11 protein-coding genes are annotated in these 12,534 nt (G+C 29.5%); 2 read left to right on the top strand and 9 right to left on the bottom strand.

Annotated features, from left to right (window positions below):
• Positions 1 to 229: 229 nt before the first annotated feature.
• Genes M2475_RS10475 through M2475_RS10495 form a run of 5 tightly spaced genes read right to left on the bottom strand, consistent with a single transcriptional unit; the run spans position 230 to position 5,534 of the window.
• On the bottom strand, positions 230 to 2,152 hold the full coding sequence (locus tag M2475_RS10475) for a PTS sugar transporter subunit IIA (RefSeq protein ID WP_277491411.1): 1,923 nt from the start codon (positions 2,150 to 2,152) through the stop codon (positions 230 to 232).
• Positions 2,145 to 2,519, bottom strand: a complete 375-nt coding sequence (locus M2475_RS10480; RefSeq protein ID WP_277491412.1) for a PTS lactose/cellobiose transporter subunit IIA — start codon at positions 2,517 to 2,519, stop codon at positions 2,145 to 2,147. The genes M2475_RS10475 and M2475_RS10480 overlap by 8 nt, the downstream gene beginning before the upstream one ends.
• A 9-nt stretch (positions 2,520 to 2,528) precedes the next feature.
• Positions 2,529 to 3,944, bottom strand: a complete 1,416-nt coding sequence (locus M2475_RS10485) for a glycoside hydrolase family 1 protein (protein ID WP_277491413.1) — start codon at positions 3,942 to 3,944, stop codon at positions 2,529 to 2,531.
• Between the two features lie 22 nt (positions 3,945 to 3,966).
• Positions 3,967 to 5,202 (bottom strand): PTS transporter subunit EIIC, encoded by a 1,236-nt coding sequence (locus tag M2475_RS10490; RefSeq protein WP_277491414.1) that lies wholly within the window; start codon positions 5,200 to 5,202, stop codon positions 3,967 to 3,969.
• Between the two features lie 11 nt (positions 5,203 to 5,213).
• Complete coding sequence (locus M2475_RS10495) at positions 5,214 to 5,534, bottom strand: PTS sugar transporter subunit IIB (protein WP_277491415.1); 321 nt, start codon at positions 5,532 to 5,534, stop codon at positions 5,214 to 5,216.
• A 712-nt stretch (positions 5,535 to 6,246) separates the two neighbouring features.
• Here M2475_RS10495 and M2475_RS10500 point away from each other — a divergent pair.
• Both M2475_RS10500 and M2475_RS10505 read left to right on the top strand, forming a co-directional pair.
• Positions 6,247 to 6,714 (top strand): hypothetical protein, encoded by a 468-nt coding sequence (locus M2475_RS10500; protein ID WP_277491416.1) that lies wholly within the window; start codon positions 6,247 to 6,249, stop codon positions 6,712 to 6,714.
• Entirely contained in the window at positions 6,711 to 7,127 is a 417-nt protein-coding gene (locus M2475_RS10505; protein ID WP_277491417.1) for a hypothetical protein, read from the top strand. The genes M2475_RS10500 and M2475_RS10505 overlap by 4 nt, the downstream gene beginning before the upstream one ends.
• Before the next feature lie 284 nt (positions 7,128 to 7,411).
• Here M2475_RS10505 and M2475_RS10510 read toward each other — a convergent pair whose 3' ends face one another.
• The 4 genes from M2475_RS10510 to M2475_RS10525 all read right to left on the bottom strand — a co-directional run bounded on the left by M2475_RS10510 (position 7,412) and on the right by M2475_RS10525 (position 12,363).
• A complete protein-coding gene (locus M2475_RS10510) occupies positions 7,412 to 9,946 on the bottom strand; it encodes an FtsX-like permease family protein (RefSeq protein ID WP_277491418.1) in 2,535 nt (844 codons plus the stop codon).
• A gap of 4 nt (positions 9,947 to 9,950) precedes the next feature.
• Positions 9,951 to 10,616: an ABC transporter ATP-binding protein gene (locus M2475_RS10515; RefSeq protein ID WP_277491419.1), complete on the bottom strand. Its 666-nt coding sequence runs from the start codon at positions 10,614 to 10,616 to the stop codon at positions 9,951 to 9,953.
• Positions 10,617 to 10,703: 87 nt separating this feature from the next.
• The gene (locus M2475_RS10520; protein ID WP_277491420.1) at positions 10,704 to 11,696 is read right to left on the bottom strand and encodes a HAMP domain-containing sensor histidine kinase; all 993 of its coding nucleotides are present in this window, start codon (positions 11,694 to 11,696) and stop codon (positions 10,704 to 10,706) included.
• Position 11,697: 1 nt separating this feature from the next.
• A complete protein-coding gene (locus M2475_RS10525; protein WP_277491421.1) occupies positions 11,698 to 12,363 on the bottom strand; it encodes a response regulator transcription factor in 666 nt (221 codons plus the stop codon).
• Positions 12,364 to 12,534 lie beyond the last annotated feature (171 nt).

Below are 12,534 nucleotides of genomic sequence, written 5' to 3' on the forward strand. Positions count from 1 at the left end.
TGAATCAGTTGCTGATCAACGATAAAATCGCTGAACGTATCCGCAAATACTCAGCATTCTAAAAACTACTTACACACTTTTCTTGACAAACCCAGCCCCTATGATAGGGGCTCTTTTATTCTTTCATAATCTCTATCTAGATATTTATAAAATCAGTAACTGACTTATAGATACTGCTCAAACAATATAGTATGGTTAAATTTAAAAACTTTTTTATATTCAACCATATCTATTCACTTTTTAAGCATTTCACAAAATTGTCAACAAAATCAGTAATTGATTCACTTTTCATAACTAGATTTAAATTGGTTGGCTCTAACAATTGTACAACCAAATTATCAAACACATTAAAGAATATCGAACGCTCATTATGTTTAACCGCGAACAATAAAACTATATTTACTTGATTTTCATCCCATTGTATTGGTTTCTCTGATAAAAAAACAAACATGTTTGTTTTTTTTGCGTCCATATTAAATGAATGAGGTATTGCAATTTTTCCAAATGCAGTGGAAGATTCATTTTCACGTTCTAAGACTTCGTCAACATAAGATCCATCAACACAACCATTTTTTCTCATTTCATCACAGATAAAATAAATGATGTCTTTTTTACTTGTCATCGTTTTGTTTTTAAAAAATAAATTCTTATCCGTAATTTTAAGTAAATTGTTTTTAAGAAAATCACGTTTTCTTGAAAGGTTAATCTTCTCAATTTCATTACTAATTGTAAGTTTATCATTTCTTGTTAAAAAAGGAGTTATTTGTACTTTTGGAATATCACAATTTAAATCATTGCTTGGAATAGTAGAAATTAATAAATCAAATTTTGACCAGTCTATCTTTTCATCATTTGTAACAATATATGAAATCACCATTTCATTTTCAAACTCCGCATTAATACTTTTAACTAATTTATCTGAATAATCATAATATTGCGGAAATAAAAGAACACATTTAATTTGTTCATTAATAAAATTGCTTTCCCGAATCATATTACCAATATGCAAAGCTAAAAAGGCCGTTTCATGATCGCTTATCGACGACTGTGTAAACTGTTTGATTTGATTTGATAATTCTACGGCATGCTCAAAGATAAGTGGACATGACATCTTTATATTTTGAGTAAGTGGATTCTTTAATTCATACTTTCGTAAAATTCTTCTGCGAAGGTTTTTTATATGCAAAGCAAACTTCACAATAAACCCCTCATTACTTAAATCAAAATAATCCCAAGCTTTCATATTATCTAATAATTGATTAACGAGCTGCATATCTTCTTCATCAATTAAATTAGACAAATCATCCATTTTAATTTTTAAATAATCCATCTTTGTTAAACTGCTAATTAACGTATTTGAAAATTCTTCAAATTCAGATTCTGAGTATTCAATATTATATTTTTTCTCAACAATATTCACTAATTCATTTGCAAGATTCACTTCACTATTTTCAGGATGTTTTATAGGTGCATGCCGTGAGATATGAATAAAATTATTCATAATTCTATCCATACCAATGGATAATTCCAAAATTAAATTTACCAAGGCATACTCATTAATGAAAAAACCATGTTTTTTCGTGTTTTCTCGTATATCATCTGCCAATTCAGGGATATTAATCTTTGGAAATATTTTAGAGATAGAATCAATACTTAATACATTTTCTGTAAACTCTTCACACAGTAAAGAACTTAACATTTTTCGTTTTTGTTTTTCTGAACCTTCTACATAAATATCATCTTTTTCGATACGAACAAAAATATTATAATCTAACAACTTTTCCTTAACATCAATAAAATCCTTTTTCACTGTTTCATAACTGATAAATAATTGATCGCAAAAATCTTGTAAATTAATACTTGAAGCATTACTTTTTTTAAGTAGCTTCATCAACATATAAGATACTCTTTCATTTTTTGTTTCTGGCAAATCATTACTATATTCAATATGTAAAAGATCTACTGCAAGTTCACGATCAACCGTATATCCTTTATTGGTAGAGTAAATACATTTCTTTATCTTATTGATTTCAGATACATAATTTCTTATAGACTTTGTCGAAACGCCCAAAAGAAGCGATAATTCATTTGCCTTTATCACTTCTTTTGTATTGATTAATATTTCTAATAATTTAATTTCATTTTTATTCATTCTCATCACTCAATTTTAATACTTTCTCCTCTAATTCATTAATTTTATTATAAACCGATTCAAAAGTTTTTATTAACTTTTCGCTCATAAGTATTTCACTATTTATTGTCATCAAAGTATCCTGCGCATGAGCAAACAACAATGAATATTCACTTTTTTTACCACGCGTTTCATCTTGAATTTGATCTGTTTGCATCTTATGTGCAACTGTAATATTCGTTGTTGCATTCTCTAAATGCTTCTTTGCACTTTCAAAATCAAATTCAGCAATTGCATCAATAGCCATTAAATTATTTTCTCTTGCATCACCAGCATGAAGGATGATTTCCATAGAAACATTCATAATATTGGGTGTTTTCTCTTCCATAACTTTACCTTATCTTTCTCTACCATTCGTTCTTATTAGTTTTTGATACCAATAAAAACTATCTTTCTTTATTCTTTTTCCAGTTCCATCACCTTCATCATCTAAATCCACATATATAAATCCATAACGTTTTGTCATCTCACTTGATGAGCAACTTACAATATCAATTGGTGACCATAATAAATATCCAATTACATGACATCCATCTTTAATTGCTTCACCAATTTGTTCAATATGTTTACTTACATAGTTTTGACGATACATATCATGAACCTTTTCCTCTTCAACAACATCAACTGCACCAAATCCGTTTTCAGTAATGAAAAGAGGAAGCCCTGGGTAACGGTCATTATACGTATTCAATGCAACCCGTAACCCTGTAGGATCAATTTCCCAACCCCATTCACTCTTTTCCAAATAAGGATTTGTGCTTTTAACAAACATGTTATCCAAATCGTCTTTCGAAGCATCGTTTATTTTTGTGTAATAGTAACTAAACGATAAGTAATCCATTGTATTTTCTTTAAGAATTTGCTTCTCATCATCACTCATTTTAATTGCTATTCCTTTTTCTTTAAAATATCTCAAAGCATAACCTGGATACTCACCACGAATTTGAACATCTGGATAAAGAAATTGCATTTGGTTCTTTCTCAAATTAAATAAAATATCTTCTGGCTTACATGATGCTGCATGAGCAATTTTATCACTTAACATTGTACCAATCATAACATCATACTTTAATGATTTTGCATATTTTTTTACTAAAGATGATGCAACAAACTGATTGTGTGATCCTTGATAAATTGCTTTATATGCATTTTCGTGTTTCGTGAAACGAATACCAAGTGAATCAAAATTCGCCATATTGATTTGATTAAAGGTAATCCAATATTTTACCCTATTTCCATATAAATCTAAGCAACACTTTGCATAGCGAACAAAATGATGAATTGTTTCTTTGCTATACCATCCATCAAGTTCTTCGACCAATGTCGTTGGCATCTCATAGTGCGATAATGTTATGATGGGTTCCATTCCATTCTTAATAATTTCATCAATGAGATTTCCAAAGAAAGAGACTGCATTTTCATCTGGATGCTCTTCTTTTCCAGTTGGAAACATGTAAGACCAATCAATAGAAGTACGGAATGCTTTCATTCCCATCTCTTTCATCAATTGTAAATCTTCTTTATATGTTTCATGAAAATGAATTCCTCTTCGCTTTGGATAATTTGCAGTTATATCTTCATCAAAATCAATTTCCCCAAATTTAACAGAAGTGAATTCACCTCTATCATCACGCTGTGTTTTCTTTTCGAATTTCCGATAATCCGCAATAGATGTTCCTTTTTTATATTTGTATAAGCCATCAGCTTGGTTTGAAGCAATTGCTCCTCCCCATAAGAAATCTTTTATAAACATTCATCTACCTCATAATAAATCTTTAGTCTTCATCTTCATCTGTATCATATAATTCAGGATTTTGTTCTTCCTCTAAACATTTATTGTCATATATTTTGAAGAATGGGTAATAGATTACACATCCAACAGCAAATACAATAGCAGTCAAGATTATCCCAGGTACACCTGCCACAAAGAATCCTTGTAAGAACTCTGGACAATACCACATTGAAAATACTTCAGTTGGTGGAGCTATAATCCCTAAACTCATAACTACATATACAATAATTACAGATGCTACTGCATTAATCCACATTGGAATCATTAACATTGGATTCCAAGCAACTGCTCCAAACACAAGTGGTTCATTAATGTTTAAAATACTTGGACCAATACATGTTTTTCCTAGCATACTTAAACGCTTAGATTTAGCTCTTAACATTACAAAGGATAATGGAAGTGTTCCCCCACGTCCACCTAATGCTAAGAATGCATATACAACTTCATCAGTAAAGATATTTGCAGCACCTGCTTCTGCATTTGCAGTAATTGCAGCCAATGCAATTGGTGCTAAAATTGGTGAGAATACCCATCCACTAATACCCATTGAATAGAAAATGGTTGGAATTAAATATAATAACAACATTCCAGGGAAAGTTTGTGCAATATCTGTCAATGGTTGAAATAGCGAAATAATAAACTGATATAAATCAAAGTTACATTGAATTACGACAAACCATCCTATAAATACAACTAAGAAAATAGGAATTAACGAGTCAAACCATTGTTGTATAAATCCTGGCATTGCTGAATCATCTTTAAAGAAACTAAATCCACCAAATAAATTCATAAGGAAGGCAACAAATAGTCCAGCAACAATTGCAACAAACATACCTCCTGCCCCAAAATAACTAAAATTAAAGAGATGTCCTGTTTCCGTAACCGCAGGCTTTGTAATCATTAAGAATAGTCCAATTCCTGACATTCCAGCAATGTATTTCATCTTTTCACGTTTCTTGTGTGTTAAGATAAAATACGGAATAAAGAATGCCATAAATATGGAAACAAGTCCAAAACTATAACTTCTTATTTCTGTTAAATCTGGAATATCTGGCAAATAATTTCTCACTACATTATATACAGTAATAATCGAACCTACTAATATCATTGGTAGAATCTTATTAATTGAGTCTTGCAATCCTGCAACCCAAGGGTTTTGAGCGACTTTGTCCATTCTTGGAGCAACTTTATCGCTCATCCAATTTAAAAATTTATCCATAAACATGCCTCCTAAGCCTTTTCTTCAAATTTTGATTGTATGTGTTCTAGTGCACTTTCTCCATCAAGTAGAGCATAGTACGACTTTTTCATTACTACTACTTTTACATTTTTTCCTTCTACTTTTTCTTCTACTTCTGGTTTAATATGTTTCATATGTGGACCAATCATAATCATATCAACTGAATCTGCATATGAATCAATCTCGCTTTTACTACGAGCAGTTATCGATATATCTATTCCTTTTTTCTTCGCTGCTTTACTGATGTTTGTAGCCATAAACCCACTTGAAGCACCAGATCCACAAATAAGTAATACTTTTATTTTTTCCATAAATTCTCCTTTAAAATAAACTCGAGTTATTTCTTATACAACTACATTATAGATTTTACCTTTTGTCCAAGCAAATAAGCTTTTTCCTACACACTAGGAACCATCAAATAGCTTTTTCCTACTTACTAGGAAAGCATCTTATAAATAAAAACATTCAATTATCTTCTTTGGTTTTCTTGGTAATAAATATTTTAAGATGATAACAAGAACTGCAGTGTTAGTATTGCAGCTCTTGTTAAATTAAATGCTTTTTTTATTATAATGTTCAAAAGCATAAGAAAGTCCCATTCTCATGGAGTTGTTTTTTATCATGAACCACATTTACGAATTAATCATCTAATTATATATGATGGGAGTGTCAAATAGGTATGAAAATAAAACCATAGTAATAAAGAGTAAGTAGATTAATTAAGATGTTTCGTTTTATAGGCATATTGGAGCTATCATCTAATTCTTTTAAAAGAACAGAAGGCTTATACATAGTTTCTTAGAAAATTAAAAGAAATAAATTATGCTATAACCTTAACCCTGGCAGATAATCTCCATGTGTTGAGTTATGACTTACAATGTTTTTATTTATCTCTTTTCTATTGGCCAAGTTTCAATGAAAGGGAGAGAATAAGGATAAAATATGAAAATAGTGATAAATAAAGAGTAGTCAACTATTTACCTAATTAGATTTTGACACTACCTTATAAGAAGGAGGTAAAATATGAAAAAGAAGTTACATATAAATTTATACAGATATAGTAAATATATTGTAATTGGTGGTGCTCTTGCCGCATATCCACTTTATGTTATAATATTGCGCTTGTTGAATCAAAGTAAATATCAAAGCTTATTTCCAATGACAGATACTAGCAACTATCTCTTTATTGGCTTATGTGCAATTGCAATTACAGGAATTGTTTCATGTATTTATGGAATTGTATCTTTGGTAATAAATAAAGCAGTTTTTTATTCTGAACATTTGGAGTATAAAACATTATTTAAAAAATATTATATTAGCTATAAAGATATGGAAAGAATACAAGAGACAAGACAAACAAAAATGAATATTATTCCATCAACAAAAACAATTTATAAAATTATATGTAAAAATGGAAGTTATGAATTAAATAGTTATGAATTTATTGGAATAGGAAAACAATTAGATAAAATTAAAGGAGAACGTAAATGAATATAAAAAGAACATATTGGTATCAATCAAGTAAAAAAACAAGATTAGGAGATTTATTTATTGAAAATAATACGATTAGTTTTGTGAATGATGACACAGATTATTCAAAACCAGGTGTAAGGTATATGAGTAAAAGAGCTAGAAGAAATGAACTAGCAAATGATGCAATAAAAAAAGGATTTGGATTTTTAAAGAAAAAAGCTACAAAAGAAGTTGACGGGTTTGAATTATCACTTGCATCTTTAGAAAATATAACTATTACTTCTAAAAGGGTAGAAAGCTATCACAATAAAGGGAGTTTCTATTATTCAAATGATGTTCAATTTGATTGTAATGGTGAGCATTATAAATTAGGAGTACATGCAGATGAAGAAGATTTTTACAAAGAATTGGAAACAATGTTAAAAAAATAATACAAAGAATTAAACCGTACCCCCGGACTATCTGGGGGTTTTAGTAACAAAAAGGATGATATCTCATACCATCCTGTACTATCCATACTTTCAATCGCCATAATTAACTATATAGTTTATTTATATCTTCCATTTTTTCACAAAAGTTTGCGGATCTTGTGAAAGCCTTTTATGGTTAAATCTACTATATAAATTTTCCTATTCATCTTCATAAACTACTCTATACAATTAATGTTGATTTATATTTAACTGTTTTTTAATTGAACAAATTAAAACAAACTTGTTTATTCACTTAATCTTTCCACAATACTTTGCTTTTCTACTCTTCTATAAATAAGAATAGGCAACATGACAGAAATAATTGTAATAATTGCAACCAACATAATAACTGCGGTTGTTGGGTAAGTAAAAACTATTTTAGCTTGTCCTGCTTGAATAAAGTTACTAATAAAATATAAGAAACCACTTCCGATACTTATCAATAACGCAATCACAACAAGGCTGTATAGTATACCCTCCCATACTAATAGTTTTCGTAATTGCGTCCTTGTCATTCCAATGCTCTCTAGCATAACCAATTCACGTCTTCTATTAGTCAGCGAAGTGTGCATAACATTGAAATAATTAAAAATTGCCATACCAAATAAAATAAAACTCATTGAATATAGTAAAATTTTTATCGAGTTAATATAATCAATCGCTTCTTTCTCTGCAACATATTTTGCGAATACTTCGATTTTCGGAAGTGCCTCTTGGGTAAAATCTTTATTCTGTAATCTCATGATTTCATTGATAATATTATGAACTTCTATTTCTTTTCCTTCTTCAACAAAAATGTATACCCTATTAACTTCCTTATCAATTCCTAACTTTTCAAACCCTGATTCACTAATTAATATATATGGGTAATAAGTTGTGTTAGTAGACATATTTTTAAAATTAGGAAATCCTCGCATTTGTAAATCCAAATAACCTCCAAATGTAAATTTTGCAAGCTCTTCATCTTTTCGATTATAGATTGTTACAAGTTCGCCATTCACTTCCTTTGCTTCTTTTTCCATTTTTTCCGAAAAGACATGGTGTTGCAAATTGAAGACTGTTTCACCTCGAACAAAACTTTCGATATCAATATCCAATTTATTTTCTTTTATAAATGATTCGAATTTTTGAATTTCATCATTGTCCACAATACGTAATCCGCTTACATATACTTGTCTTTCTTCTTCTATTTCTCCTTCTGCTTTTTGAAGTGGCTTCCAGACTTTATCATTTATATTCAAATGTACATAAGCTTGATAAGTGGTGTCCATTGATGTAATTCCATCAATCTTCTTCAATTCATTTATAAATGATTCACTTAAATAAGTATCTTCTGAAATGAAATTTGAAGCATTCATATTCCATTCTGTCAAAGCAAAATCTGCTTCATTCTTATACATATTGGAATAATCTAAAATTTGAATTGCCATAATTGAACCAATACTTAATAAGCTAGCAACAAACAATGAAATGATTGTTTTAAAAAAGCGACCGCGATTCTTACTAATATTACGCCATGCCATTTTTCTAATTGAAATACTTTTCTTTGTCTGAATTTCTTTACTACTAATTTTATTTTTTCCATAAGTATAATACAATGCATCTTTTGGAGATATTGCATAGACTACCTTTAACGGCAATAACATACTAATCATTGATATTATTCCTACAAACCCAATTACAATAAATAATAGCCACCATCGGATTGTAATAACTTCACCAATTGCAACACCTTCATTGGTTGTCAAACCGGATAATAAAAGAGGTAAAAGAAAGCGAACAATCATAAATGATAAACTACTTCCCAAAACTATTCCAGTTGCCACAATCCTTATAATCTGTTTTTTTAGAATTAAGAAAATTTGTTTTTTTGTTGTTCCTATTGTTCGTAATAAACCTAATTCACGTACACTCTTTTCCAATGAAATTTGCATAATATTATTGATTAATAGAAATACACTTATCACAATAATAGCACACAACATAATTGCTGTATCATAATTTCCATAAACAGTTTGCACTGCTGCATAAGTTAGTGTATCAGCAGCAACAAATTGCTGTATATCATCAATCGTTTCAATCTTCTCATACAAAATACTTTCTATTTCTTCAAACAATAAATGATCTTGTTGCTTCATTATCAATAAATCTGATTGATTTAATGATCTTCCACTTTTTTCCAAATAAGGGATTGAAAAGAAAGCACTTGGCAATGACATATGAGAATCTACATACTCTTCAAAATATCCACTCAATATAAATATTTCATCCTTTGTATTATCTTTATCATCTCTCAATGTCAGTTCTATTTCCATTCCTATTTTGGGCTTTATACCAAGCTCTTCTAACACTTTCATTGGTAACATAACTTCATTCTCTTGGGTAGGATAACCACCATGTATGTTGCTAAATGCTGGCCTATATAGCTCTTTATAAGCAACATCATCAACAACTTTTCCTATAAATAGTTGATGATTATCTTTCTCTCCCATACCAACACTTGATTCTTTTCCAACGATTTCTAAGCAATCCAATGTTTTCGCTTGTTTATACTGTTCTGCTGTCGGACGATCCAAATAAACAGTTGCTAAACTTCCCGATTTTCTTGCATACATTAAATACTCACTATCTACTTGCGCAAATGAAATACTAGTAATACAAAACAATAAAATTACTGCAAAACTAATTGCGCCAATTAGCAAACTATTTCGAGAACGATTATTTTTATAACTGTTTTTTGCAAGATTTAAAATCACTGATGTATTATTATTTTTAATCATCATCTTATCCTACCAATCCATCCTCAATACGAATAATACGATCACATAGTTGTGCAATTTCCTCACTATGTGTAACAACAATGATTGTTTGTTGATATTTTGCAGCACTCATCTTTAATAATTCAATTACTTCCATACTTGTTTTTGAATCTAAATTTCCTGTTGGTTCATCGGCTAATATGATTGCCGGTTTATTAACCAAAGCCCTAGCAATTGCTACCCTTTGCTGTTGTCCTCCTGACAAATTCAAAGGAACTGTATGTATCTTTTCCTTTAATTTCAATGTATCAATAATATTATCTACAAATTCTACATCTATTTGTTTTCCATCTAGTTGTAATGGCAACACAATATTTTCATATACATTTAATGTAGATATTAAATTGTAATTTTGGAACACAAAGCCAATATTTCTTCTGCGAAAGATTGTCAATTCTTTATCCTTTAATGTTTCAATATCAGTATCTAATATCGTAACACTTCCTTTACTTGAATAATCCAATCCTCCTATCATATTTAATAATGTTGTTTTTCCACTTCCGGATGTTCCTACGATTGCAACAAATTCACCCTGCTCAATTTCAATATCAACACCTTGTAATGCGTGTACTTCAACCTCACTTCCCTGCTGATATACTTTCTTCAAATCCTTCGTTTTTAGTACTATCATTATATAATCTCCTTCATTTTACTAACTTCATTATAGAAGACAATTATTACAAACTTATAACAAATAAAAGGAAACTTTCAAAGTTTCCTATTTTGGTAACACAACTAAAAAAATTGTTCCTTTTTCTTTTCGCTTTACTTTTATATATCCCTCATGTGCTTGAACAATCATTCTTGTTATATATAAGCCTAAACCAAAACCTTTTTGATTACTTACTCTATTTCCTCTATAAAAACGTTTAAATACTACCGCCTCTTCTTCTATATCAATTCCAATGCCATTGTCTTCAATTTGAATTTGGGTAAACATATCATTCTCATTTATTGAAATATATATTTCTTCATTTTCACTTGAATACTTAATTGCATTATCAATGATATTAACAAGTGCTTCTTTCATCCATTGAAAATCATGAAATAGTTCATACGTATTTTTTTCATCAAAACAAAGCTGAATATTTTTACTATTCGCAAAATCATTCATTGATAAAATTGCTTCGCGAATTGTTAGTGTCAATGATTGCTTGTTTAATTTCAACTGAATAATTTTTCCTTCGATTCGTGACATTCTAATAAAATTTTCACTTAAAAACGACATTGTCTGCATCGCTTTCTCAACGCTTTCAATATACTCTTGCTGTTCTTGGTTAAGTTCTTCCTTCTCCAATAATTCTAAGTATAATTTCATATTTGCCAATGGTGTTCTCATTTGATGAGCAATATCATTAATTAATAGTCGTATTTCATCGCGATCTTTTTCTATTTCTTCTTGTTTGGAAATAAATAAGGTATTCATTTTTTCTAATTGATGGTGTATTTTAGAAGACATATATTCATCATTCAACAATCCAATTTTTATCTTCTCTTGATTTATCATTTGATCAATTACAATTGATAATTCATTTAATTCCTTTTGCATAGTATTTCTTTCCACCAAAATCATAATAATCCCATAAGCAGTGATTGCAATACTAGCAAATATAAGTATTAAATTATGATACATTAATCCATAGATTACAATACCAACTAAAAGAAGTCCATATCCAAGAAGCATACCTTTCTCTTTTATCCACCTTATCATTTTAATCACCAAAATGATATCCACTTCCAAATACATTTTTAATATATGCTTTGGAATTCTTATCTAATTTTTTTCGTAATCTACTAATCGTAACGGTAACGCTGCTTTCATCAACATATTGTTCTTTTGCATCCCATACACTTTCAAGAATTAATGTTTTACTTATTACACGGTTTTTATTCCTCATTAATAAATGCAACACATCAAACTCATTGTTGGTTAACGCAATTGGTGTTCCTGAAACTTTTACTTCGCGACGATCAACATTCATCTCTAAATGATTATATTTCAATACATTACTTTTATTTTCATTGCGCCGCAACACTACCTCAATTCGTTTTAATAGTATTTTCATTGAAAATGGTTTTACAATATAGTCTTCACATCCACTATCATATGCTTTTATCATATCAACCTCATCATCTTTTGCAGTTAAAAAAATTACTGAAACATTGGTATCTTTTGAAAAGTATTTATATATTTCAAACCCCTCACCATCTGGCAAACCAATATCAAGTAATAATATTTGGATATTTTCTTGCTTAATCATCTGTATCCCCTCATGAACACAATATGCTTGAAACACTTTATATCCATTCTTTTCTAATAGCAATTTTATTGCATGATTTAATTGCTTATCATCTTCAATTATTCCTATTGTTGTCATTTTTATCACCAACCACTATAAACTCATCTTATCAAATACCTATTCTTATGTAAAATAATTATGTGAATTTCTATTAGGTAGTGTAAAATATCTTGTGTAAACTCCTAGGGCTACCAACCTAGGATAGATAGCTAATATAGAAAAAGGGAGCCATTCCTAGTAGAATTAATT

Source organism: Breznakia sp. PF5-3, assembly GCF_029504745.1.
GTDB lineage: Bacteria > Bacillota_I > Bacilli_A > Erysipelotrichales > Erysipelotrichaceae > Breznakia.

Bases quoted from the DNA above. Each gene is read 5' to 3' on its own strand.
- M2475_RS10485 (WP_277491413.1), bottom strand. From the start codon at position 3,944: ATGTTTATAAAAGATTTCTTATGGGGAGGAGCAATTGCTTCAAACCAA.
- M2475_RS10480 (WP_277491412.1), bottom strand. From the start codon at position 2,519: ATGGAAGAGAAAACACCCAATATTATGAATGTTTCTATGGAAATCATC.
- M2475_RS10525 (WP_277491421.1), bottom strand. From the start codon at position 12,363: ATGACAACAATAGGAATAATTGAAGATGATAAGCAATTAAATCATGCA.
- M2475_RS10495 (WP_277491415.1), bottom strand. From the start codon at position 5,534: ATGGAAAAAATAAAAGTATTACTTATTTGTGGATCTGGTGCTTCAAGT.
- M2475_RS10475 (WP_277491411.1), bottom strand. From the start codon at position 2,152: ATGAATAAAAATGAAATTAAATTATTAGAAATATTAATCAATACAAAA.
- M2475_RS10505 (WP_277491417.1), top strand. From the start codon at position 6,711: ATGAATATAAAAAGAACATATTGGTATCAATCAAGTAAAAAAACAAGA.
- M2475_RS10490 (WP_277491414.1), bottom strand. From the start codon at position 5,202: ATGGATAAATTTTTAAATTGGATGAGCGATAAAGTTGCTCCAAGAATG.
- M2475_RS10520 (WP_277491420.1), bottom strand. From the start codon at position 11,696: ATGATAAGGTGGATAAAAGAGAAAGGTATGCTTCTTGGATATGGACTT.
- M2475_RS10500 (WP_277491416.1), top strand. From the start codon at position 6,247: ATGAAAAAGAAGTTACATATAAATTTATACAGATATAGTAAATATATT.
- M2475_RS10515 (WP_277491419.1), bottom strand. From the start codon at position 10,616: ATGATAGTACTAAAAACGAAGGATTTGAAGAAAGTATATCAGCAGGGA.
- M2475_RS10510 (WP_277491418.1), bottom strand. From the start codon at position 9,946: ATGATTAAAAATAATAATACATCAGTGATTTTAAATCTTGCAAAAAAC.